Here is a 22,760-nt window from a genome sequence, read left to right on the forward strand (position 1 = left end):
CCGCAATCTGATATCCATAGCAGAGTATATATTTTCATTATATTTCATTATCCCTAGAGTGGGGTCGAATCGAGTAGCCGTGAAGGCAGATGCGACGCCTTGTCACCCCCGTACCGCAACCGATACCCGCAGCTGCTGGAGCAAGAGCTCGAAGCGGCGCGCCGGGCCGGCGTTGTCCCGGTCGAGGTCCCCAGCTCTGCCTTCACGGCATTGGCAACGACAGGAGTCCGCATGATCTTCGTCGTCTTGAACAATGGCAAGCTCGTCGCGGCTCCCCGAGAACGGGGTGCCGCGCACACATCCCACGCCGTGCTCGCCAATGGGGGTCCTGTGCTTGCCGCTGGCGAGTTCACCGTGGAGTTTCGTGGATCGGAGATCATGGTCTCGGCACTCAACGACATGAGCGGCCACTACCAGCCAGGAGCGGACGGCCTCGCAGTAGCTCAGGACGCGTTTGAGGCAGCTGGAATCAGCGTTCGCCCCGAGGCCACGACCTCCTACGATTGGAGATCATCATGAGCGTCATCGATTCCGTCGTCGACACCTCAGGTGAGACGGCACTCCCAAGGCTTGAGGCTGCGCTCGCGGGCATTGCCCAAACGACGGGCTTCTACGACTTCGAGAACGCTTGGATCACAGGACTGCGAATGGTCTCGGGTTCGGACGGCGACGATGCTCGCAACCGTGTCCTGGTGGCTGCCGGTGAGCGGCTGTGTGTGCTCGGAGAACTGCAGGACGACGTCGCGCGGCGAGGCTGGCTGCGCCACATAGCCGAGGCGGTAAGGCTTCGCGGCGACGGCTGGATCAGCGGCGATCTGGAGCGGGTGGCCGCAACTGAAGCGCGAGAGGCCTTTGCTCGCATCGTTGGCGACCTGACCGAGCTACGGGAATCGGTCGTACCGGACGAGAACCTCAACGAGTTTGCGGCGCGGCGACCGCGTCCGGCAGACCGAATACGTGATCTGGGGCGAATCGCAGAAGCGCTCCGTTGCAGCGGACTGCTGGCGCTCTGCCCTGCTGAGGACTGCGGGCTTGCCCGGGATCTGGCGCGAGCCATGAATGCGCCTGTTCATCTGGTGCCGACGGTGCCGGAACCGCTGCAAGTGAGCCGGGATGACCTGATCGGCTGGGCGAAATCTGGCCGCGGCGACAAAGAGTTCCCGAGATTGGTGCGCAGCCTGATCGCCGAGACAGAGCCGACAGCAGGGCCGATCGATATGCCAGCGGGCACGGGGACGGCCTCCCCTAGTTGGGACGGAGTTGTGCAGTGCGCCCGCGGCAACCGCTTCGTGCCCGTCGGCAAATCCGCGTGGGAACTCACGACACAGCAGGACGGCGTGAAGAAGAAGGCCGGCTGCGACTACGCGAAGCGGCTCGAGACGTCAACTGCCGAGGAACGTGCCGAGTTTGCGTACGTGGCAGCGGCGTGTGCTCCGTGGACCAAGAGACGGACTTTCGAGTCCGAACGTACGGGCAAGGATGACTTCGACCGAGTGGTGGCCTTGAATGCCGACAACTTGGAAGATTGGCTCTCGTGCGCCATCGCCACGACCGTCTGGATGCGCGATCAGCTTGGCAAGCCGACCGAGGGCATCAGCCTGCTGGCCAAGTGGTGGGAGAACTGGCTGGCGGCGACGACCAAGCTCTTGGATGAAGGCCTTGTGCTCGCAGGACGCGAGAAGGCAGCCACCGACCTGCGCGAGCACTGCAGCCGAGGCCGGGGCATCGTGACTGTTGGTGGCCAAGTCCACCGCGACGAAATCGTCGCCTTCATCGCCGCAGCGCTCAACGGCAGTGATGCCGGACAGACCAACGCCGAACATGTGCTCTACGTCAACAGTCACTCCACAGCCGAGCGGCTGTTCGCGCAGGAAGCGATGTCGATTCCGCCAGGTCAGCCCAGTGTCGGTCTCGTGCTGACGATGGTGGTGCCATCGCCGGAGTTTGCGAAGCATCTGCCCGCCGGAAGCCCGCATCGAATGATCGTGCCGGTGCCCGGCGGTACCCAAACGGCCATCACGCTGGACGCGGTCGACTCGGAGGTGGTGGCGAAACGGCTCGAAGCGGCCGAGTTCGAGATGCACCAGGCCCACGAGCTGGGAAGCGTCGCTCGCACCAGCTTGATCGCACTTCAACGTCGTTTGGCAGTAGATCCCGCATTGCACACCCCGGAGTGGGCGATAGGGCATATCGACGCGCCGCTGCGAGCGTGCTTGCTGCTCGGCGGCTGGGATGAGACGCGCGAAGGCGACCGCGATGTCGTAGCTCAGCTCACAGGCATCGCCTACGACGAGGCCACTGAGATGCTGCGCAAGCTCGACACGGCTGGTGCGCCGCTGGTCGCTCTTGGTGAACAGTGGTACAGCGTCTCCCCCGCTGACACGTGGGTGCTGCTGCGCGATCAACTCACCCCGGACGACATCAAGAAGTTCGCTGAGACGGCGCTCGCAGTGCTGACCGATGCCGACCCGCTCAGGGAGCTGATCGGCGAGGAACTTCTCCGTGCTCGCATTGACGGGGTGAAGGCCAGATGCTCGCTGCGGTTGAAGCGAGGGATGGCAACCACGCTCGCCCTCGCGGGCAGCCTGCCTCCCGATTCTCTTGCGGGCGCATTGCAAACGTCGGAACTAGCCAGCAGGGTCACGTCGCAATTGCTCCGTGCCGCCACGGACGACCCGACACACCGAACGTGGTTGGCACTCGTTGACATCTTGCCCTTGCTTGGTGAGGCAGTTCCCGGTGTCGTTCTGCAGGCGCTACGCAGCTGCCTTGCCGATCAACATGCCTTCACCCAGTCGATGTTCGCCGACAGCGGCTCAAGCCTGATCGACTTCGGACCGACGTCGCCGCATCTCCGAGTTCTGAACGCGTTGGAGGTCATGGCGTGGTCGCCTGAGCATCTCTCGGCGGTTGCTGACGTACTCGCCCGGCTTGACAAGCTCAGCGCCGGCAGGCGAGACGCGACGCTGATAGGCGGCCGAGACCTCAACCGTCCGCTGGAGAGCCTTGCGTCAGTTATGTGCTCGTGGATGCCGCACACATCCGCCGATGCTGAGGCCCGCTTAGCGACAGTTCAGATGCTTCGACGCATCCATGGCGGCGTTGCTTGGAAGCTGATGCTGTCAATGATGCCGAGCGGCCACGAACTCCAGACCCCTGCAGCACTGCCGCAGTTTCGCGACTGGAGGCCAGCGCAGCCGGTCGTAATGCGGACCGAACTCGCCAACATGACCACCTCCGTCGCGAAGATGCTCATCGAAGATGCCGGCAGCAACCCTGAGCGCTGGGTTCAGTTCACTGAGCACCTGGCTGATCTGCCGCATGATCTGTTCTCCAGAGCGATTTCGACGCTGGAGCAACTTGCGGCGTCCGGTCCCGATGAGAGCTTCAAGTCCAGAGTGTGGCCTGCACTCCAGGAACTCATCGAGAGCCACCGCCAGTTTCGCGATGCCCAGTGGGCGCTTCCCGAGGAGCGCGTGGAAGCACTGGAACAGGTACGGGACAGGTTGAAGCCGGCTGGACCGGCCGTCGTCTTCGGCCATCTGTTCTCGTCGGGCATGCTGTACATCGACGGCGTGAGTGCGGCGGACGGATACGAGGAGTATCAGGCAGCGCTGTGGCCGAAGCAGACAGAGGCCGTCGAGGCGATCCTGTCCGATGGCAGCTTGGACGCGGTGCTCGAATTCGCAGCATTGGTTGAACAGCCCCGTCGCGTTGGAGTGGCTCTGGGGAAATGTGACCCAACTCTCGACGTGATAGTGCTCGGCGTCATGGAGGCGGCGACCGACCCAGTCACAGAAGTTGCGCTGGGGTACTTCGATCATCGATTTGCGTCATTGGGGTGGAATGGCGTCAAGGAGTTTCTCGCTACGCAGAGTCCATCGGCCCAGGTCGTGGCCGATGTGCTGCGCTCGCCGCCACCAATCGAGAAGCCGTGGTCGCAGGCGGACGCCTTCGGCGACGAGGTGGCCAACGAGTATTGGAGCCGGGTGAGGTACTACGACCTCGGTCTCCCAGATGAGCTAAGCCAGTTGCTTGAGGTTTGCCGCAACCTGCACGACGCAGGGCGTACTGGACTCGCCCTTGAACTTCTTGCCCTCAGCTCTAGCGCTCACTCGTCTCAACCCGAGTTTGCCGAAGCCGCCGCTGCCTACCTTGAGCAGTGGGTTGAGCACATCGGCCGAGATGCCGGGCATACACAGAGGATTCAATACAGGGTCACCACGCTGTTCGAGGCACTCGACGAGCACCGTGATCACCTCGGCGCCGGCCGAGTCGCCGTGCTGGAGTGGCAGTATCACTCGTTCTTGCACCGCGGTGCGCGGCTCAACTCGCCCAATCTGTTTCGAGAAATGGAACGCAATCCCGATCTCTTTGTTCAGCTCGTCGAAATGGCCTTCAAGCCTGCGAGCGTTTCGCGAGACGAGCAGCCTCCGTCAAGCGAGTCCCGGCGTCAGATGGCGCTCAACGCCTACCAAGTCTTAAGCGGCTGGCCCAAGTCACGATTCGCGCCAAGCCTCGATGAGGTGAGAGAGCTGGGCGTAGACCCGCTGGACGCTTGGATTGATCTCACCCGCGACAAGCTGGCCGCGATCGACAGGGCCGATATCGGCGACCAGATGATCGGAACCGCTCTGGCGTCATCCCCGGCGGATGCAGATGGCGATTGGCCCAGTGAGGCCGTTCGAAACCTTCTTGATCGTCTGGACAGCGATGACGTCGATCAAGGCCTGCTTGTCGCCGTTCGCAACCAGCGCGGTGTTACTTCGCGCAGCATGACTGACGGGGGCGAGCAAGAGCGCGAACTCGCTGAACGCTACAGAGCAGACAGCCGACGCTTCCGACACTGGCCTCGCACCGCCGCAATCTTCACCAGCTTGGCGCAGAGCTACGAGCACGAAGCCGGCGTACACGACCGCGACGCCGAAGCCTGGCACCGAGGACTGTGAATGCGCATCGGCACGAATGACCTCAGTTGCCTGGTGCGAGTGATGCGACGACTCACGAGGAGACAGGCCACCCAAGCACAGACGATGCAGCGACGCATTCGTGTCGAGCGCCGCGGCGGTTATGCGCCGAAGGGTTCGGTCGATGTGTCGAAGCTTCCCAAGGGCCCAGCGCCTGGCGGAGAATTATCGTCGCAGGGTGGCAGTAGCGATGGGAAGTCGTCGCCGAATTCGTGAGTCTCGTCGCGGGAGCGGAGGGCTGCGAGCACCCTGAGCATCAGCTGCGAGCGGCCGTCACCGAATCCGACTCGGGCGATGTGGTGCGTCCGCCAGCCGAGAGAAGCTCGAGAGAGCCTTCCCTCTCGGAGTTGGTCGACGCGGCGAAGGCCAGCGGTGACTGGGATCCGGTCTGCGGCCACATCCACAATCTCGAATGGCCCGTGCGAGATGGCTTCACAGCAGCGGAGGAGCAGCTCGATCTTGCAGTTCGCTGCGAAGCCAGCATCGAGGCACCGACGCCGATCAGCCGCTTGATTTCAAGCCTTCCAGCAATCACCGTCACAGCGAAGGTTGCTTGACACGGCACTAGCCCTGATTATTCATGAGTGTGGGGGCTGGGTTTGTTCGGGTCCGCGGAAGAACCCCTCTGGCCTGCGACGATGCGTGTCTTGGTTGAACGTATCGGCGGGTTCAGGGGGGCATCTCCGAGGTGGAACTTAGCAGTGTTGCGAATGCGTGTGTGGCGGGCGGCGGGGAGCGGGTGGTGTGGGGCGCGGGCCTGTTCGTGTTGGGCGGTTTCGCGGACGGTGTGGGGCTGACCGCGGAGCTGTCGGCTGTGGTGCCCCCGGCGGGTGAGCGCGCCCTGGTGCTGGTTCGTGCGTTGTTGACGGCGGCTGGGGGCGGTGAGGCGTGCAGCGATGTCGAGCATCTGCGAGCGCAGCGGGAGCTGTCCCAACAGCACCCAGGCGCCAAAGCGCTGCTCGCCATCGCCCACCCCCGCTGACACCGCGCCCCCCACCCGAACCGGCGCCCACCCGCCACCGGCGAGCCAGCCACAACACGCCCCCACAACCCCACCCGCCACCGCCGGGCGCCCCCAGCACGCCCCAACAGCCCCACCCGCACCGGGCCCGCCATCGCACACCGCCAAAACCGGCACCCATCACACCCACAAAGCAATCAGAGCAATTCTCATGAATAATCAGGGCTGGTCAGTACTGGGCTGCTGAGTCACGCGGTTGGTTGAACGGATGCGGGAGGGCGCCTTGTGGGCTGTCCGGGTTAGGCTCCCCGATTCGCCACGATGGCGAACGCCCCAAGCTGCAGCGTTGCCCGTTTCGCCGCCTGGGCGGCCGGGTCCGAAAATCCGCAATCAAGGCCAAGACCCTGCGCGGTAGGGTGGTCACATGGAGTCCGGGGAGGCCAGCAACGATCTGCCGCAGGCGGAACCGATACCAACTCTGGAGCTTCACTTCGACCGGCGCAATCCGCGGTTGTCGATGGAGATCAACCTCGACGAAGTCGATCTCGTCGAACTTCTCTGGAAGGAATTCGCCGTAGACGAAGTGGCGTTGTCGATCGCAAGCAATGGATATTTCTCACATGAACCTCTATTTGCCGCGGTCGAAGGCGGATCTCACGTCGTAGTTGAAGGAAATCGACGGCTTGCGGCCGTCCGTCTCCTTTTGAACGACGGCCTGCGGCGACAAGTAGGCGCGACTGACTTACCCTGGATATCTGACGAGAGGCGCGCAGAATTACAGACTCTCCCAGTCGTCATCGCTGATCGCGAGCGAATCTGGCAGTACATCGGATTCAAACATGTCAACGGTTCTCAACCTTGGCAGTCGTTTGCCAAAGCCAGGTACGTTGCTTGGGTGCACAATGAGCTTGGAGAGCCACTAGATGAAATTGCACGTCGCATCGGCGACCGCCATTGGACAGTAAGGCGCCTCTATCGAGGCCTAATGGTTCTTCAGCAGGCCGAAGAAACTGGACGATTCAATTTGGACGATCGCTGGAAGCGGCACTTCTCATTCTCTCATCTCTATACAGGGCTAGACTATCAGAATATCCAGGACCTTTTGGGTATCGACAACGAAGATAGTTTCGGACCAAATCCCATTTCACCTGATCGTCTTGAAGCATTAGCAGATCTGTGCCTCTGGCTGTATGGTCAAAAGTCTACAAATACTCGACCGCTGGTTCAGAGTCAGAACCCAGACCTGCGTCGTCTGGACTCCGCAATCAGCACTGAGGCAGGCCTCGTCGCGCTGAGGCGTGGTCTGCCATTAGATCTCGCAGTTGACATTAGCGTCGGCGATGAGGAACTTTTTAAGGGCCATCTCATTGAAGCTCGTCAGCGGCTTCAAGACGCTCGCGGCAAGCAGCTGACTGGCGATCCGGGAGATGCTAGTACAATCCGCCTCGCGCGAGAAGTACTTGAGCTCTCAGAACACCTTGTTGACGATATGGATGCGTCACGCAGAAAGAGGCGCACAGGTCGCCATAGCCAACACTCAACAGCGTGAATCTGTACCTTGACGGCGTAGTCGCCTCTAGTGACGCAATCGAGAGCGCAGATTGGCTGGAATTGATGGCTCTTTCCGCTCCAGACGGAACAGCGAGTCTTCAGGATCTGATCTCACAGCTTCGCCGCGATGGCTCAACCGACGCGGTCTTTGAGAGCCAAGAGGCTCTCGTCGATGCTCACGGTGAAATCACCGAGCAGATCGCAGAATCCGTATTCTACGAGATTCAAGATCGCGCAAATGCAGCGGGCCCGGGTTATCCGTTCATTGTCACAGAACAGTCAATTCGACACCAACAGCCAACAGAAGACTGTGTGTGGACTTATGAGTTCCTGTTGCTACTAAGCGTATTTGGCGTCGATGCGGGCAAGTCCAGCCGCACTAGGCCTGAGCGAGACTTCGAGGACATTAGTATCGCTGCAACTGAGCAGTTCTTTGGATGCAACCAGCATGATGGCAGCTATCTATTCGCGTTCCCGCGGCGAACAGGGCCCAGAGGTTTTACTGCAGCGGTAGATGCCTTATGTCGGACCATCGGCGAGGGAGGCGGCGCCAGCGGGCTACCCGTGGCGAGGGATCAAAAGGACGGCAGGTTGGACGTCGTCGTGTGGCACGGATTTCCTGATGACAAACCGGGTCGAATGATTGCCTTTGGCCAATGCGCTGCTGGCAAAGACTGGAAATCCAAGGTCGGTGACCTACCCGATACTGGGAAATGGTGTCAAGTTTGGATGACAAGTCCGCCTGCTGAAGACCCTGTGAGAATGCTATTTGTGCCACATAGGCTGAATCGCGGCGAGTGGACAACACAAGCGATCTTCGCGGGCATAGTGTTCGAGAGGTGCCGTATATCCTACTTTGCGCCCTGTGTACCTTCCGCCGTTGCGACACGTGTCAAGAGGTGGATGACGAAGGTAAGGGCACATTTTATGCGATCTCGTTGGTGACTGTGCGCAATCGATTTCATTCCCTCTGTCCGTATTTCGCAATGTTTCCAGAAACATTCGCGGAAGAATGGATCGCCAAGCTTATGAATCCTGGCGATACTGTGTTTGATCCATTCTGCGGCCGCGGCACGGTACCATTTCAAGCGTTACTGATGGATAGGGATGCTGTCGCTTGTGACATCAATCCGGTAGCCTATTGCCTAAGTGCCGCAAAGTCTGCTGCGCCGAAGCTGCCCACTCTGCTTGCTAGACTGCGTCAGCTCGAGCGGGATTATTCGCCATCCTCCGTGGCGAATGAGAGAGCGCTATTGCCCGAGTTTTTTTCAGTCGCATATGCTCAAGAAAGGGTCCGCCGCGTCTTAAGTCGCGTGATCCGCTCACGCATTTCCGCAGGTCAGAGACCTGCGCATGGGGGAAAATCACGCGACTTGACTGATGGCGGACCCAAACTCTAGCCCTGCAGCGATATCGAGCATCTGCGAGCGCAGCGGGAGCTGTCCCAACAGCACCCAGGCGCCAAAGCGCTGCTCGCCATCGCCCACCCCCGCTGACACCGCGCCCCCCACCCGAACCGGCGCCCACCCGCCACCGGCGAGCCAGCCACAACACGCCCCCACAACCCCACCCGCCACCGCCGGGCGCCCCCAGCACGCCCCAACAGCCCCACCCGCACCGGGCCCGCCATCGCACACCGCCAAAACCGGCACCCATCACACCCACAAAGCAATCAGAGCAATTCTCATGAATAATCAGGGCTAGCTGGGTGGGCCGGCGTCGGCGAGGAGCTTGTTGACGTTCAGCGGGACGTTGGTCTGGGCTGCGTGCATCGTCATGCCAACGAATGGTTCGACCAAGTAGCGGACCTGGGGCTTGGCGTTCGGCTCGTCGGGCACTGAGACCACTGCGAGGCGCCACCGCTCAGGGTCGTTCTGGGCTTGGCGTACCTGCCGAGCGCTGACATGGATCTCTTCCGTTCGGGGCAGGTGGCCCTTCACCTCGATGAAGCAGTGGTCGCCGGTTTCCGGGTCGACCGACATGATGTCGAAGCCCGGGTTCGCATGCTCTTGCTCGGTCGGACGACGGCCCAATGCCCGCTCTGCAGCCATGACCGCTGCCACTGCGCGCCGGTCGGTCTCCGCCTTGTCGGCTGCAGCGGTCGGATCCGGTGGCGCTCCTGCCAACTGGTCCAGCAGACCCTGCGGCACAACCACCGCGGCAGCGACGACTGTGGGCGGGCTGCTGTGCAGGTCGGCTTCTGATTCGAGTTCAGCACGTCGGCGCAGCAGCCGCGCGGCCAATTCGTCTGCTCGCGCACGCGCCCGCCCTGAATTCAGTCTCGGCTTGCCGCCCGCAATCTCCTGGGCCTTGATCTCGTTGGTACGTCGATCCCAGTAGCGGATCTCGGACTCCAGCCGGACCCGTACCGCTTCGCTCACCCGGTCGACACGATTCTGAACCACAGCCGCTACCGACTCGAAATGCGGTCCGGCCAAATGCTCGATGGCCCAATCGCGCGCCACCAATTCAGCCGTCTGGCCAGCCCAAGCCGCATCCAAATGACCGGAAAGCTGTGATTCCTGCTCGGCAGTTGGCGACTCGTAGCCCAGATAGGGCTCCGCGCCGGGATCACTGGCCGTGCCACACCGGTCGACCTCGACGTATTGGAATCTGCGCGACACCACTTGGCGGGCGCCGTTCACCAGCCGGCCGTCGGTTACCACATGGTCCAAGTACACGAGCAGGCGCGGCTCAGTCGAAGGGTCGCCGGCATCCACGAGGACGGTGCCGGGTGCAATGCGTCGCCGTGGTCATCGAGCACCTTGGACGCCACAGCCGACAACAGCGCGCTCCCTGGTGAGATCAGCTCGGCGCGGTCTCCAGCGCCACCCGGCTTGCGTGCGGACTCGGCGTCGGGTGCCATGAAGTCCTTGTCGAAGGTCACCCGGGCATAGCGGTCATGGACGGGCCCGAGAGCCAGATCGGCATTCGCCCTGACCGAGGCGGGCACTCGCGTGATCTCGTAACGGCCACGTTCACGGCCCGAGATTCGCCCGCCGTAGTGCTGCAGCGCCTGGGTGAAGAAGTCGTGCACGAACCACGGCTGCAGCTTGCGAGCACGGGCCTCTTCCATGCGCCGGCGCACCTCGTCGTTCGCTCCGGCATCGGCTATGCCTGCGACGAGCGCTCGCTCCTCGAGCACCTCGCTGAGCTGCTTGCCGATCTCCCCGTCAATGATGGTGTCCATCCACTCTGCGTGGGCTGGATCGCTGTCGGCCTGGATGGCCTTCATCAGCAAGTCGCGGAGCGACACGTTGATCTGTGCATCGCCCAGTACGTCGTACACCTGGTCGCCGTACACCTCGCGCTGCTGCTCGATCTTGGCGAAGAGCCGCTCGAAGACCTGCCCCTCACGTGTCTCGTGCGCCACCAGGTTCCACAGGTGGCACGGCCTGCGCTGGCCGATCCGGTGGATGCGCCCGAATCGCTGCTCGATACGGTTCGGGTTCCACGGCAGGTCGTAGTTGACCATGAGGTTGGCGACCTGCAAGTTGACGCCCTCGCCGGCGGCATCGGTAGCAACGAGCACCGACACCGTCGGGTCGGCTCGGAAGCGGTCTTGGGTGTTTCGGCGGTCTTGGCGCTTCATGCCGCCGTGGATGGTGACCACGGCCTCAGGTCTGCCGAGCTCGGCGGCGATGCGGCCGGAGACGTAGTCGAGTGTGTCTCGATGTTCGGAGAAGACGATCAGCTTGCGGGCGTCGACGTCGACGTCGTCTGACGTGCTGGATGGTCCGGCGCCGAACTGCTCGGCACGCAGCAGATCCCGCAGGCGGGTCCACTTCGCGTCGACACCGCTGTTGCGAACACCGTCGGCCAGGTTCACCAGCCGGTCCAGAGTGCGCACTTCGGCTTCTAGCTCATCAGCGGTAGCTGCTGCTGTCGCGGCGTCGACGGTCAAGTCCTCCAACTCGGCAAGCTCGGCCTCGTCGAAGTCATCAAAGTCGAAGTCCTCCAGATCGGCGATGCGAACGCCCTTCGGGAGCTCGGGAACGGGGATTGGTGCCCCGGTTGCCGCCAGCTGACGGAGTTCGGACGCCTGGTTGGCGAGCCGGTCGCGCCGACGGCGCAACGAGTGGTAGATGGCCGCAGGCGAGGACGCGAGCCGGCGCTGCAAGCCAGCGAGTGCGAACCCGACGATCACGCCGCGCTGCGCATCGCCTTCTGCCGCCATGCGAGCGGCACGGTTCATCTCCTCGCGCACGTAGGACGTGACCGCCTCGTACAGCTCAGCCTCGGGCTCGGAAAGCTCGAAGTGCAGGCTCTTCGCATATCGCTTCGGGAAGAGCGGTTTGCCCTCGAAGGTCCGCAAGTTCTCCTTCACTAAGCGACGCATCACGTCGCTGACATCCGGTACTTTGTCCGCACCCTCGCTGCCATTCGTTGCCCGCAAGCGACCCTCGAACCGCTCGGGATCGATCAGCGTCATGAACGCGAGGAAGTCCTCGTTCTTGCCGTTGTGGGGCGTGGCTGTCAGCAGCAGGAAGTGGCGTGTGCATTCGCGGAGCACCTCACCTACTTCGAAGCGTTTGGTGCGGCGCAGCTCGTCGCCGTAGCGGTGCGCGGACATCTTGTGGGCCTCATCGACAATCACGAGATCCCATTCGGACGCCTTCAGGCGGTCTTTCAGCTCATCGGATCGAGCCACTTGGTCGACACGGGCAATGAGCAGATTGCGCTCGACGAATGGGTTGCCGGTGCGGGACGCTTCGACGCTCTCGCGTGACATCAGGTCGAAGCTCAAGCCGAACTTGTCCCACAACTCGTCCTGCCACTGCTCTACCAAGCTGCCCGGCGCCACGATGAGACAACGGGTCACGTCGCCCCGCAGCATCAGCTCACGGATGAGCAGCCCCGACATGATCGTCTTGCCGGCGCCGGGGTCATCGGCCAGCAGGAATCGCAGCGGCTTGAGGTCGAGCAGGCGGTTGTAGACAGCATCGATCTGGTGCGGGTATGGGTCGATGTTCGACGTGTCCACCGCTGCAAACGGGTCAGCGAGATGGGCCATCTGCATGCGGCGTGCTTCCGAGGCCAGCTTGAACATGGCCCCATCGGCATCGAAGGACCAGTGGCTCTCGGCAGCTTCGCTGATATCGGCCAGATCGGCCACGGTGATCAGCCGCTCCCCGAGCACGCCGTCCGCAGTGCGGTAGGTCAGCGTCGCGGACGCCTGGCCGTGCAGAGCAGCCGCAACCACCGTGACGTCGCTGCCCGCAACAACGCCCGACAACCTCATCCCGGCACTCAAGTCACTGAGTTCCATCTTCATCGCGTTGCCAAACTGCCGTCTCGCCTACAGCGCCCTGCGGAGCACGAGCCACCGGGCACTGTCGCAGGGTATTGCGTCCGTCTCAGCCGCTGAATCGATCGCTGCGCAGCTATGCGGACAGGGCTGCGAGGAGTTCGTCGGAACGGTCAGTGGTCACGGACAGCTTGCGGGGTGTGCCGTTTCGGTGGAATTCGACTGTGACTGCAGTGGTGCCGCCGACCGAATAGAGGACATCTCGCCGTCGGGTCCTGACGCCCCAGCCCCCGTACTGCCTCAGCGGTCGCACCTCCCGCACGTAGGCCTGCGTGATCGCCTCCCGCGGAACCTTCGACTTGAACGGCAAGGGCCACAGTTGAAGCTTGAACAGATGGCCATCGACCCGGATGCGCACCCGCATCGCGAGCCACAGCGCCAGCGAAGCCATGACCGCCAGCGCTGCGGGCACGATGCCGACAATCCCCGTCTCGATCGAACCCGACTCCGTGAGCGACACCACAGCGACAATCACCGTGACCTCAATCGCTGCAAGCAAGACGATGCCCGGCATCAGGAAGCGACGCGTCCGCTCCGACAGTCTCTGATCGTGTTCGAAGGTAGCGTGCGCCTCCATGGCGAGCAGTCTGGGCGACAACCGGGGAACATTGGCGGTCACGGGCGACCCGGCAGCCGATCAACTGGTGCTCGACGACCCGTTCTCGCTGCTGCTGGCCATGATGCTCGACCAGCAGATCCCCATGGAATGGGCGTTCAAGGGCCCCGCCAGGCTGGCCGAACGGCTGGGAGACCGGTACTCGGCGGCCTCCATCGCCGAGATGGATCCCGACGAGCTGGAGGCGGCCTTCAAGGCCAAGCCGGCGCTGCACCGCTTCCCCGGGTCGATGGCGAAGCGCTGCGGCGAGCTGGCCCGCTACATCGTCGAGCGCTACGACGGCGACGCCGGCGCCATCTGGGCCGACGTGCGCAGCGGCAAAGCGCTGTATGACCGGCTGCGGGCCCTGCCCGGCTACGGCGACGAGAAGGCGATGATCTTCGTCGCCATCCTGGCGAAGCGCTTCGGAGTCGCGCCGCGGGGCTGGAAGGCGGCTGCGGGACCGTTCGCCGACCGCCACCCGCGTTCGGTGGCCGACATCGACGGCCCCGATGCCCTCGCCGAAGTCCGCATCTGGAAGAAGAACCAGAAGGCCGCCGGCAAGACGAAACAGGATTGAGAAACAGCACTGAGCCTCCGGCCGGCTCCGGCAGTCTTCGACACGATCGGAGCCGCTCTAACGGCTTGGGCTCGCCTCCGCAACGGTTGCGCTCTGTTGTGCATATGTGTCAGCTGCCTGTCGCAATCTGCGCCTCTGTGACAAGGCTGTTGCTCCTCTGACATAGGAGGTCAAATCCGTGATCGTGTGCTGCGGTGAAGCGCTGGTCGACGTGCTCGACGGCGATGAGCGCCGATCAGTGCCCGGCGGCGGACCGATGAATGCCGCCATCGCGGCCGCTCGGTTGGATGCGCCCAGCGCGTTCGTGGGCCGGGTGTCGACCGATGCCGGCGGAGAGCTCATCTGGGGGCACCTGCAGCGCGACGGGGTCGATCTGCGAGCGTGCGAACGAGGTCCCGAACCCACGGCGCGAGCCATGGTCAGCTTCACGCCGAGCCCGTCGTTCCGTTTCGAAGGCGATGACACTGCCGACACCGCACTCGAGTCGGCGGAGCTGTCTGCGCTCGGACCCGGCCCGCACATCGTCCACGGCGGCACGCTCGGGATGTTCCGGGGACGCACCGCCGACGTGCTGGCCCAGCTCACGGAGCGTCACGACGGCATCGTGTCGCTGGATCCGAACGTCCGCCCAGCAGTCATAGAGGATCGGCGACGCTGGGACCATTTCCATCAGCGGTGGCTGAGCGTGACGGATCTGTACCGGGCCTCCGACGAGGATCTCGACTGGATCTGGCCCGGACGCCCCGACGCCAACTGCGCGACAGAACTGCTCGATGGTCGGGCCGCGGCGGTGATCGTCACCCGCGGCTCCGAGGGCGCGACGGTGTACACGGGCGCTGGCACCATTGACGTGGCAGCGCCAGCCGTCGAGGTCGTCGACACGGTCGGCGCAGGCGACGCCTTCGTCGGCTCGGTACTGACGTCCGTGTGGGATCTGCTGGGCGCTGACCGGGCCGCGCTCGCTTCGATCAGTCTCGCCGAGTGGCGTTCCATCGCCGAACTCGCGGCAACTGCCGCAGCGATCACCTGCACGCGCGTCGGCGCCGACTCGCCATCCGCCCGCGAGCTGGCAGCGTTCCTCGAATAATTGCCATCTCGTAACGAGCGGCAGCAGCGCAAGCCGCTGAGACTTGAAATATCATCGTCGAGTAGTCCGAATCGCGCACTGCCACCCGGCCGTCAGGCCGGACCGCACGGGCCATCTCCGAGATCGCCGCCACCGGGTCGGACAGGTGCTGGCAGACCTGGTGCGCGTACACCACGTCGAACGAGCCGTCGTCATAGGGCAGCTCGTACACCGACTCGTTGGCCAGCGTCACATTTGCGGCACCGGCTTCGGCAACCGTGGCCGCGGCAGTCGCCAAGATCTCGTCGGTCACTTCGATGCCGGTGACGTGGCCGCTGTGTGCCCATCGGGCCAGGCCGACGGCGATCGAGGCCGGACCGCAGCCGACATCGAGGATCCGGGAGTCGGACTCGATCACTGACGCGCGAACGCTGCGCAGTCCTCAGCGGTACGCCTCGCATGCTGGGCCACCACAACGGGCTGATGGCCGTGGGTGTACACGTCGCCGCCGGTCACGGCGGCAGCGGACGGCACAGCGCCGCAGGTCACGGCGGCAGCGCAGCGGCCACACCCGTCCGGACCGGTGTGACGGCCCGTAGACGGTCTCGCTGCGGCCGAAGGGATCTGATCGCACGCACGACGCTTCCATACAGGTCTGCATGTTCATCGTTCGGTGGACCGTTCCTCGCGCGCGTTGTGAGACAATTTGACGAGTGAACGAGCGGGGCCATGCCCATCTGCCCACCCCGGATTACTATTCCTATCCGTGGGCGGCGCTGGAGAGGGTTCGTGTCACTGCGCGCGGGACCGCTGAACTCGTGTGGCCTGACGGGGTCACGCTGGAGTGTCACCCGATGTGGCTGCGTGAGAACGCGCCGGGTCCCGGCGGCATCGATCCGGTCACTCGTGAGTGCGAGCTGGATCCGGCTCATCTGAGTCCGGATCTGTTCATCAGCCGGGCGGAGGTGGTCGGCGGTGCGCTCGAGGTGACCTTCGAGCCCGAGCAGCGGGAGGCCGCTATTCACCCCGGGTGGCTGCGCCACGTGGCCGACGAGTTGCATCGGCCGTTCGCGGTCATTCCCGATCCGGTGCCGTGGACGGCCGCTGAGTACGACGAGCCGGTCACCCATGGCGGCCTCGCTGTGCTGGGAGACGATCGTGCCTTGGGGGACGCACTCTGCGATCTCGCCCGGTATGGCCTCGTGCGTCTGGCTGGCTGCGGGACCGATCCCGACACGGTGGCGCGGGCGGCCGGTCGCATCGGCGCCATACGGGACTCCAACTTCGGGCAGACCTGGCACGTGGACGTCGACATCACGCCCACCTCGCTGGCCAACACCGGCCAGCGACTGGCCCCACACACCGATCTGCCGACCCGCGAGGTGCCGCCCGGACTGCAGCTGCTGCACTGCGTGGAGAACTCCGTGGACGGCGGCTGGTCGACCATGGCAGACGGTCTGGCCATTGCCGACCATCTGCGGGCGCACGAGCCGGACGCATTCGAGGCACTCACCACGCTGGAGTGGGTGTTCTTCAACCGATCGCCCGACGATGATCATCGCTGGCAGGGTCCGATCATCGACGCCGGCGATGGCCGGATTCCGTTCACGTATCGGGCGTTCCACCCGGTGAGGGCGTTCCCTGCGATGGCGCTGGGGGATCTGGACCGGGCCTATGCGGCGATGCGCGCGCTCAGCTTGACGGCCGGCTCGGACCGGTTCCAGATGCGCTACCCGTTCCGGCCCGGCGACATCGTCGTGTTCGACAATCGTCGCGTGCTGCACGGGCGGGACGCCTTCGAGCCGCAAGCCGGGACGCGTCGGCGGCTGATCGGCGGCTACATCGACGCCGACGAGTTCTACTCACGGCTGCGCGTGCTGCTGCGCCGCAGCGAGAGAAAGGCAGCTGCTCATGCCTGACGTCTTCATCACCTGTGCGATCACCGGGGCCGGCGCCACCGTCGACAAGTCCGACAAGGTGCCCTACACCCCCGCCGACATTGCCCAGAACGTCATCGATGCCGCCGAGGCGGGCGCCGCGATCTGCCACATTCATGTGCGCGACCCGATCACCGGCGACGCGGGGCGCGACGTCGACTGCTACCGCGAGGTGGTCGAGCGGGTGCGGGCGTCAAGCACCGACGTGGTGCTGAACCTCACTGCCGGCATGGGCGGCGACTTCGTGATCGGCTCCGTGGAGCAACCGCTGCCGCCCGATCCGATGCGCTCCGACATGGCAGGCGCCACCGAGCGGCTCGCTCACGTGCGTGAGCTCCGGCCGGAAATCTGCACGCTGGACTGCGGCACGATGAACTTCGGCGAGGGCAACTACGTCGCCACCAACACCCACGACACGCTCATGGAGATGGCCCGCCAGATCCAGGCGCTGGGCGTGCGGCCCGAGATCGAGGCGTTCGACACGGGCCAGCTCTGGGAGGCCAAGTCGCTGGTGGATGTCGGCGTCATCGAGGCCCCGGTCATGGTGCAACTGTGCATGGGCATCCGCTGGGGCGCTCCGCCGGACCTGAACACGTTCATGGCGATGGTCAACAACGTGCCCGACGACTGGACATTCTCGGCGTTCGCCCTGGGACGCGACCAACTGCCCTATGTGGCGCTCGCGGCGGTGGCCGGCGGCAACGCACGGGTGGGCCTCGAGGACAACCTCTATCTCGAACGCGGACGCCTGGCCACCAATGCCGACCTGACGGCACGTGCCAAGCAGATCCTCGAGGCCATGAACTACCGAGTCATCGGCCCCGACGAAGTCCGCGACCGGCTCGAACTGAAGCAGCATTGACCTCCAGCCGACCGGCGGGGCGCCGAGCAAAGCACATGCAGGACCCAAAGACAGCGACCAACCCGAGGTGAGGTTCCGGTCACGGTGATGCCAACAGGGCGCCCTCTCGCAAGCGAGACCGAACCCGCCGACCGCAATCTGCCAGCCCGCGTGTGCGTGGTCGGAGCCGGAGTCATCGGCTCAGCGTGGGCGGCGCGCTGGGCACTGTGCGGTGCCGATGTCACTGTTGCCGACCCGTCTCCCAGCGCTCTTCGCAGCGTCGAGCAGACGCTCGAGGCTGCCAGCGTTGCGTGGCGACAGCTGGGACTGCTCGGCAGGGGGCAACCCTCGCTGCGCAGCGACGACAGCATGAGCGATGGCGACGCGGGCACATCCGATGGCGAACGGTCTGCGACTTCCCGCACCGACGGAACCGAAAGCGAGACCGGCGGCTCGCTCGGCACCGTGACGCTGGCACACCCCGCCAAGGGATGCTCGGCCGCCGCGGTTGGCGCGGAACTGATCCACGAGTGCGTGCCCGAACGGCTGGCGACGAAGCAGGCCGTCTACGCAGAGATCGAGGCCGCCGCCTCAGCCGAGGCAGTCATCGCCTCGTCCACGTCGGGGATCCGCCCCAGCGATCTGCAAGAAGGCATGGAGCACCCAGGACGGCTCATCGTCGGACACCCCTTCAACCCGGTCTACCTGCTGCCGCTCGTAGAGGTCGTCGGCGGAACGCAGACCTCCGAGCACGCCATCGACCAAGCGACGGCATGGTTCGCCGCAGCCGGCATGTCGCCGCTGCGCATCCGCACTGAGATCGACGGCTTCGTCGCCGACCGGCTGCTCGAAGCGCTGTGGCGTGAGGCGCTGTGGCTGGTCCACGACGGCGTGGCCACGGTGTCCGAGATCGACGACGCGATGCGGCTGGGCTTCGGCCTGCGCTGGGCACAAATGGGCGTGTTCCAGACCTACGCCACCGCCGGCGGCGAAGGCGGATTCCGACACTTCATCGAGCACTTCACCCCAACACTGGACTTGCCGTGGACCAAGCTCACCGACGTTCCGAAGATGACACCAGAGTTCATCGCCACACTCGTCGCCCAGTCCGACCAGCAGTCAGCCGGCCAAACGGCCGCAGAACTCTGCGCAGCCCGCGACCGCAACCTGGCCGACATGCTGCTGACACTCGAGGCCAACGACTGGGGCGCCGGCCACAGCCTCGCCGCCCTGCGCCGACGACTCGGCTCAGCGCAGCAGCAAAAACGCTCCTGAATCCATTGCGCGCTGCCCCGCACCGACATCTCAGCCGACCACGCCGAGCGTGACACCCCGACGCCCAGCGGTCGCCCGCGGGGCTATTCCTCGATGATGACCGCGTACTCGGGACAGTTCGCAGCAGCGAGGCGGGCCTTGTCTTCCAAGCCGGCAGGAACCTCGCCGTCGCCGGCCGCGGTCGCGTAGCCGTAGTCGTCCACGTCGAAGAGCTCCGGCGCCAGCGAGTAGCAGCGGTTGTGTCCCTGGCACTTGTCGGCGTCAACGCTGATCCGCACGAGCAATCCCTCCTGCCGGCCATCAAGGCCGGCGCTCACCGAGACCGGGCACAGCACCCCGGCCGGCCCGAAGCTAGCGCAGCAATATGCCATAGCCTTGCCCCTGTCCGCTCCCGCACCCGAGATGGCACCGCACTCCACGCTGAATTCGTGGCTGCAGCGGCTCGTCTCGCTCGTGAAGAATCCGATGACCGAGCTGAGGCGAGGCTTTTAACCGCAGAGCAGCGCGGCGTGACCGTCACCGCGGCGTCGGTGCGCGAGGGCGACGGCGCCGCTGTGTTCACCCTGTCGGCGTCGCCGCCGCGCAGCACGACCGCGGCCGCCGCCATCAGCGACGACGACGGGAACGTGCCGGGTCTGCCGCCGATAGCGCCGTGCGACGGTGTTGTGCTGAGAAGTTCTGCGGCGGACGTGTTCGACATCGCCCAGCCGGGCCATGAGGGCGATTCTCATGCGTTCGTCCTCGTAGACGACGTGGCACGGCTCAGCACCAGCCACGATCCGGCAGAACACGCACTCATCCACGATCGGCATTCTGCCCGTCTCGATATCCGAGGCCTCGATATCCGAGACAGAGTGGCGGTGTGACGCCGAAGGGGTCACGGCCGATCACTTGCAACCACCAGTGGAGTTCGCGCAGACTCGTCGCTCACGCGCTTGACTCGTATAAACGAGCATTACGAGCGAGACAGAAGGGCCGAGCCGATGACCGGATCCGACTACACCTGCTTCGACGTCGAGGTGGCTGCCCAGGTCGCACACCTCGTCATGAAGCGTCCTGAGAAGGCCAACTCGATGATCGCCGAGTTCTGGACCGAGCTGCCGAGCATCGTCGACGACGTCTCCGCCGGCACCGATGCACGTGTCGTGGTGCTGTCAGCAGTCGGTCGCCACTTCTGCTCAGGCATGGACTTGTCGGTGTTCGGCAGCTACGACGCATCCGGCGGCGCAGCCAGCGCCGACAGATCCGCGGACCGGGCACACGGCAGCCGGCGACGGGCCCAGTTCCGCACCGGCGTGCTGCGCGCACAGACCACCATGAACGCGCTGGAGAACAGTCGGCTGCCGGTCATCGCCGCCATCCAGGGCGCATGCGTCGGCGGCGGCGTCGACATGGTCTCGGCCTGCGACCTGCGCTACGCCACCAGCGATGCGTTCTTCAGCATCCAAGAGATCAACATCGGCATGACCGCGGATGTCGGAACGCTGCAGCGCATGCCCAAGCTGGTGCCCGAGGGTGTCGTGCGGGAGCTGGCCTTTACGGGTCGTCGCATGGGGGCAGAAGAGGCGCTCGACCGGGGCTTCGTCAACGCCGTCTACGACGATCACGACTCGATGATGGAGGCCGTGGCCGAGGTGGCTGCGCAGATCGCATCCAAGAGTCCGATGGCGATCTGGGGCACCAAGCAGACCATGAACTACAGCCGCGATCACTCGGTCGCCGACGGGCTCGAGTACATCGCAGTGTGGAACGCGGCCATGTTCGACACCGACGACATGGGCGAGGCCTTCCGAGCACAGATGGACCGTCGCGATCCCGACTATCCCAGCCACAGCTCCCTGCACCACGGGCTCGGCGCCTGACGGGGCGCGCAGGAAACACAGCGCCTGACGCAACTCTCATTGGTGCCGCTCGAATGCGGCTGGCTGTCCACGGCGACCTCGTCGGTGATTGCCGATGCTCCCGGCAATGTTCGGCTGCCGATCCCGAGCTGGCTGGTGCGTCACCCCAGCGGCCAGACGCTGGTGTTCGACACCGGCAGGCACCCTAGGTGCAAGAAGGCGTGGGCGCCCGCTACCTGCTGCTCGCAGAGTCCTTCGAGGCGGACTACTCACCGGACGACGAGGTGTCGGAACGGCTGCGCAGCGTCGACGTCGACCCGGCCGAGCTGACGTTTGCCATCTTCAGCCACCTGCATTTCGACCACTGCGGCGCCGCCGAGCTGCTGCCCAACGCTCGGCTGATCTGCCGGCGGGCCGAGTGGGAGTCCGGCCATCACCCCAAGCTGATCGAGCACGAGGTGTACAAGCCCGAGGATTTCGACTTGGTGTGAGCGCTCGCCGGTAGTCGCGTTCTGCGCTCACTGAAATTCGCGGTGGTGTCGGGGTCTTCTGGATTGGTCGAACTAGGCGGGGAGTCGCTGCAAGCGAATTCCGTTGTCTCGGACGTGGCAGAAGAACGGCCCCGGCCACTGGCACGCCGCCGTGATCGCATCTAGGTGGCGAGCCAACAATCTGCCATCGCTTGAACGTTCAGGCCGTCGGACGGGTGCAGGCAGAAGCACCGAACGCCGTGGAGCTTGACAGCCCAACCCTCCCGCGTGCGAACCCGCCTGTCCTTCATGAACGCGATCCAGTTGCGTTGCGCTACGAGTTCGAGCCAAGTCTCGTCGGCCACGTCCTCGTCGGCGGGCAGGCCGTAGTGCTCAGACAGCGTGACCACGCGCAATCCAGCAGAGCGAAGCCGATCCGGGACTCCTTTGCGCCCGAGGCTCCGGTCCAAGAAGATGTCAGGCAGCCCAGCTGGATGTGGCACGCAGGAAGTCCCAGAGATGCTCCTCCGGCATCCCGTATTCTTCACTCACCGTTCGCGCCGATTCGCCCGCGTCGAGCAGACTCTTGGCATCTGCGACGCGAGCGCCGCCACGGGCGAAGATCGGCGCACCGGCTGCCCGCTTCGGGTCGGCAACGATCACGCCGCCTTCGAACGGCGGAACGCAGATCCGCTCGGCAAACCCATCAGTCGCGTAGTCGATGCGCTCGAGATAGTCGGAGATGACCTCCGCAAAGACGCCTTGGCCATTCCTGACGACCACGAGCTCCATGGCAGCATGACCCACCTCGGTGTCGCAGAATCGATCGCCGTAGTCGAAGAGAATCTCAGCGCCGTCGGTGAACAGCCTCCGCGACGCCAGGGCGTATTCGACCCCCAACTCTTGGATGAGTATCTCCAATGCCGGTCGCACTCGTTGCAGTAGCACTCCACGGCGGCGAACAGCGGCAACGACGAGGGCCTCCGCGGTCCCGATGAACGGGATCGAGGGCATTCCGCGCGAACTCGCCTTCAACGACGTGATGATGGGTTCACCGATGACCGGACGACCGTCGCGAGGTTGGCGGCGATAGCCCTTCACCCAAGTACCCATTGTGGAGGCGGGGACATGGACGACCTGGGCCGCTTCAGCGACTGTGTACAGAGGCCGCTGGGTCCGCAGCTGCCACGACGACACTTCCGACATCAGGATGCGCCTTACCGTGAGTCCCTCAAGTTCCGAGATTAGGGTCCGCCATCAGTCAAGTCGCGTGATTTTCCCCCATGCGCAGGTCTCTGACCTGCGGAAATGCGTGAGCGGATCACGCGACTTAAGACGCGGCGGACCCTTAGCGGCGATTAGCGGCAC

At 64.4% G+C, this 22,760-nt stretch carries 22 protein-coding genes; 14 read left to right on the forward strand and 8 right to left on the reverse strand.

What is annotated here, in order from left to right; genetic code table 11:
• Positions 1-99: 99 nt before the first annotated feature.
• The 6 genes from ACOGXQ_RS04205 to ACOGXQ_RS04230 all read left to right on the forward strand — a co-directional run bounded on the left by ACOGXQ_RS04205 (position 100) and on the right by ACOGXQ_RS04230 (position 8,879).
• Positions 100-519 carry a hypothetical protein gene (locus tag ACOGXQ_RS04205; RefSeq protein ID WP_419946199.1) on the forward strand — a complete coding sequence of 140 codons (420 nt, stop codon included), beginning with the start codon at positions 100-102 and terminating at the stop codon, positions 517-519.
• Positions 516-4,949: a hypothetical protein gene (locus ACOGXQ_RS04210; RefSeq protein WP_419946200.1), complete on the forward strand. Its 4,434-nt coding sequence runs from the start codon at positions 516-518 to the stop codon at positions 4,947-4,949. Before ACOGXQ_RS04205 ends, ACOGXQ_RS04210 begins: the two co-directional genes overlap by 4 nt.
• 230 nt (positions 4,950-5,179) lie before the next feature.
• The gene (locus tag ACOGXQ_RS04215) at positions 5,180-5,524 is read left to right on the forward strand and encodes a hypothetical protein (RefSeq protein ID WP_419946201.1); all 345 of its coding nucleotides are present in this window, start codon (positions 5,180-5,182) and stop codon (positions 5,522-5,524) included.
• A 131-nt stretch (positions 5,525-5,655) separates the two neighbouring features.
• Positions 5,656-5,949 (forward strand): hypothetical protein, encoded by a 294-nt coding sequence (locus tag ACOGXQ_RS04220; RefSeq protein ID WP_419946202.1) that lies wholly within the window; start codon positions 5,656-5,658, stop codon positions 5,947-5,949.
• A 403-nt stretch (positions 5,950-6,352) separates the two neighbouring features.
• Positions 6,353-7,477: a hypothetical protein gene (locus ACOGXQ_RS04225; RefSeq protein ID WP_419946203.1), complete on the forward strand. Its 1,125-nt coding sequence runs from the start codon at positions 6,353-6,355 to the stop codon at positions 7,475-7,477.
• A 901-nt stretch (positions 7,478-8,378) separates the two neighbouring features.
• A complete protein-coding gene (locus ACOGXQ_RS04230; RefSeq protein ID WP_419946204.1) occupies positions 8,379-8,879 on the forward strand; it encodes a DNA methyltransferase in 501 nt (166 codons plus the stop codon).
• Between the two features lie 300 nt (positions 8,880-9,179).
• Here ACOGXQ_RS04230 and ACOGXQ_RS04235 read toward each other — a convergent pair whose 3' ends face one another.
• From ACOGXQ_RS04235 to ACOGXQ_RS04245, 3 genes are all read right to left on the reverse strand, one after another.
• On the reverse strand, positions 9,180-10,160 hold the full coding sequence (locus ACOGXQ_RS04235; RefSeq protein WP_419946205.1) for a DUF3883 domain-containing protein: 981 nt from the start codon (positions 10,158-10,160) through the stop codon (positions 9,180-9,182).
• Positions 10,139-12,721 (reverse strand): DEAD/DEAH box helicase, encoded by a 2,583-nt coding sequence (locus ACOGXQ_RS04240; protein ID WP_419946206.1) that lies wholly within the window; start codon positions 12,719-12,721, stop codon positions 10,139-10,141. The genes ACOGXQ_RS04235 and ACOGXQ_RS04240 overlap by 22 nt, the downstream gene beginning before the upstream one ends.
• 142 nt (positions 12,722-12,863) lie before the next feature.
• Positions 12,864-13,364, reverse strand: a complete 501-nt coding sequence (locus ACOGXQ_RS04245) for a hypothetical protein (RefSeq protein WP_419946207.1) — start codon at positions 13,362-13,364, stop codon at positions 12,864-12,866.
• Here ACOGXQ_RS04245 and ACOGXQ_RS04250 point away from each other — a divergent pair.
• Complete coding sequence (locus tag ACOGXQ_RS04250; protein WP_419946208.1) at positions 13,363-13,962, forward strand: HhH-GPD-type base excision DNA repair protein; 600 nt, start codon at positions 13,363-13,365, stop codon at positions 13,960-13,962. The two genes, ACOGXQ_RS04245 and ACOGXQ_RS04250, sit on opposite strands and share 2 nt — an antisense overlap.
• Before the next feature lie 178 nt (positions 13,963-14,140).
• Positions 14,141-15,049, forward strand: a complete 909-nt coding sequence (locus ACOGXQ_RS04255; protein ID WP_419946209.1) for a PfkB family carbohydrate kinase — start codon at positions 14,141-14,143, stop codon at positions 15,047-15,049.
• On the opposite strand, the gene ACOGXQ_RS04260 is transcribed toward ACOGXQ_RS04255, so the two are convergent.
• Both ACOGXQ_RS04260 and ACOGXQ_RS04265 read right to left on the reverse strand, forming a co-directional pair.
• A complete protein-coding gene (locus ACOGXQ_RS04260; protein ID WP_419946210.1) occupies positions 14,985-15,446 on the reverse strand; it encodes a class I SAM-dependent methyltransferase in 462 nt (153 codons plus the stop codon). The two genes, ACOGXQ_RS04255 and ACOGXQ_RS04260, sit on opposite strands and share 65 nt — an antisense overlap.
• On the reverse strand, positions 15,443-15,577 hold the full coding sequence (locus ACOGXQ_RS04265; RefSeq protein ID WP_419946211.1) for a hypothetical protein: 135 nt from the start codon (positions 15,575-15,577) through the stop codon (positions 15,443-15,445). Before ACOGXQ_RS04265 ends, ACOGXQ_RS04260 begins: the two co-directional genes overlap by 4 nt.
• Before the next feature lie 164 nt (positions 15,578-15,741).
• On the opposite strand from ACOGXQ_RS04265, the gene ACOGXQ_RS04270 reads away from it, so the two are divergent.
• From ACOGXQ_RS04270 to ACOGXQ_RS04280, 3 genes are all read left to right on the forward strand, one after another.
• The gene (locus tag ACOGXQ_RS04270) at positions 15,742-16,947 is read left to right on the forward strand and encodes a TauD/TfdA family dioxygenase (RefSeq protein ID WP_419946212.1); all 1,206 of its coding nucleotides are present in this window, start codon (positions 15,742-15,744) and stop codon (positions 16,945-16,947) included.
• Positions 16,940-17,827: a 3-keto-5-aminohexanoate cleavage protein gene (locus ACOGXQ_RS04275; protein ID WP_419946213.1), complete on the forward strand. Its 888-nt coding sequence runs from the start codon at positions 16,940-16,942 to the stop codon at positions 17,825-17,827. The genes ACOGXQ_RS04270 and ACOGXQ_RS04275 overlap by 8 nt, the downstream gene beginning before the upstream one ends.
• Before the next feature lie 87 nt (positions 17,828-17,914).
• Positions 17,915-19,081 carry a 3-hydroxyacyl-CoA dehydrogenase NAD-binding domain-containing protein gene (locus ACOGXQ_RS04280; protein WP_419946214.1) on the forward strand — a complete coding sequence of 389 codons (1,167 nt, stop codon included), beginning with the start codon at positions 17,915-17,917 and terminating at the stop codon, positions 19,079-19,081.
• 83 nt (positions 19,082-19,164) lie between these two features.
• On the opposite strand, the gene ACOGXQ_RS04285 is transcribed toward ACOGXQ_RS04280, so the two are convergent.
• Positions 19,165-19,359, reverse strand: coding sequence for a ferredoxin (locus tag ACOGXQ_RS04285; RefSeq protein WP_419553603.1), 195 nt, complete (start codon positions 19,357-19,359; stop codon positions 19,165-19,167).
• A gap of 231 nt (positions 19,360-19,590) precedes the next feature.
• Between ACOGXQ_RS04285 and ACOGXQ_RS04290 the strand changes: the two genes are divergently transcribed.
• From ACOGXQ_RS04290 to ACOGXQ_RS04300, 3 genes are all read left to right on the forward strand, one after another.
• Complete coding sequence (locus ACOGXQ_RS04290; RefSeq protein ID WP_419946215.1) at positions 19,591-19,947, forward strand: hypothetical protein; 357 nt, start codon at positions 19,591-19,593, stop codon at positions 19,945-19,947.
• Positions 19,948-20,064: 117 nt separating this feature from the next.
• Positions 20,065-20,943: a crotonase/enoyl-CoA hydratase family protein gene (locus ACOGXQ_RS04295; RefSeq protein ID WP_419946216.1), complete on the forward strand. Its 879-nt coding sequence runs from the start codon at positions 20,065-20,067 to the stop codon at positions 20,941-20,943.
• A 188-nt stretch (positions 20,944-21,131) separates the two neighbouring features.
• Positions 21,132-21,413 carry an MBL fold metallo-hydrolase gene (locus tag ACOGXQ_RS04300; protein WP_419946217.1) on the forward strand — a complete coding sequence of 94 codons (282 nt, stop codon included), beginning with the start codon at positions 21,132-21,134 and terminating at the stop codon, positions 21,411-21,413.
• 161 nt (positions 21,414-21,574) lie between these two features.
• Here ACOGXQ_RS04300 and ACOGXQ_RS04305 read toward each other — a convergent pair whose 3' ends face one another.
• Both ACOGXQ_RS04305 and ACOGXQ_RS04310 read right to left on the reverse strand, forming a co-directional pair.
• A complete protein-coding gene (locus ACOGXQ_RS04305; RefSeq protein ID WP_419946218.1) occupies positions 21,575-21,895 on the reverse strand; it encodes a hypothetical protein in 321 nt (106 codons plus the stop codon).
• Positions 21,870-22,598, reverse strand: a complete 729-nt coding sequence (locus ACOGXQ_RS04310; RefSeq protein WP_419946219.1) for a DUF433 domain-containing protein — start codon at positions 22,596-22,598, stop codon at positions 21,870-21,872. Before ACOGXQ_RS04310 ends, ACOGXQ_RS04305 begins: the two co-directional genes overlap by 26 nt.
• Positions 22,599-22,760: the final 162 nt, after the last annotated feature.

It is taken from the genome of Candidatus Poriferisodalis sp. (genome assembly GCF_965208485.1).
Lineage (GTDB): Bacteria > Actinomycetota > Acidimicrobiia > Acidimicrobiales > Poriferisodalaceae > Poriferisodalis.

Bases quoted from the DNA above. Each gene is read 5' to 3' on its own strand.
- ACOGXQ_RS04240 (WP_419946206.1), bottom strand. From the start codon at position 12,721: ATGAGGTTGTCGGGCGTTGTTGCGGGCAGCGACGTCACGGTGGTTGCG.
- ACOGXQ_RS04245 (WP_419946207.1), bottom strand. From the start codon at position 13,364: ATGGAGGCGCACGCTACCTTCGAACACGATCAGAGACTGTCGGAGCGG.
- ACOGXQ_RS04295 (WP_419946216.1), top strand. From the start codon at position 20,065: ATGACCGGATCCGACTACACCTGCTTCGACGTCGAGGTGGCTGCCCAG.
- ACOGXQ_RS04250 (WP_419946208.1), top strand. From the start codon at position 13,363: ATGGCGAGCAGTCTGGGCGACAACCGGGGAACATTGGCGGTCACGGGC.
- ACOGXQ_RS04225 (WP_419946203.1), top strand. From the start codon at position 6,353: ATGGAGTCCGGGGAGGCCAGCAACGATCTGCCGCAGGCGGAACCGATA.
- ACOGXQ_RS04275 (WP_419946213.1), top strand. From the start codon at position 16,940: ATGCCTGACGTCTTCATCACCTGTGCGATCACCGGGGCCGGCGCCACC.
- ACOGXQ_RS04210 (WP_419946200.1), top strand. From the start codon at position 516: ATGAGCGTCATCGATTCCGTCGTCGACACCTCAGGTGAGACGGCACTC.
- ACOGXQ_RS04310 (WP_419946219.1), bottom strand. From the start codon at position 22,598: ATGTCGGAAGTGTCGTCGTGGCAGCTGCGGACCCAGCGGCCTCTGTAC.
- ACOGXQ_RS04280 (WP_419946214.1), top strand. From the start codon at position 17,915: ATGCCAACAGGGCGCCCTCTCGCAAGCGAGACCGAACCCGCCGACCGC.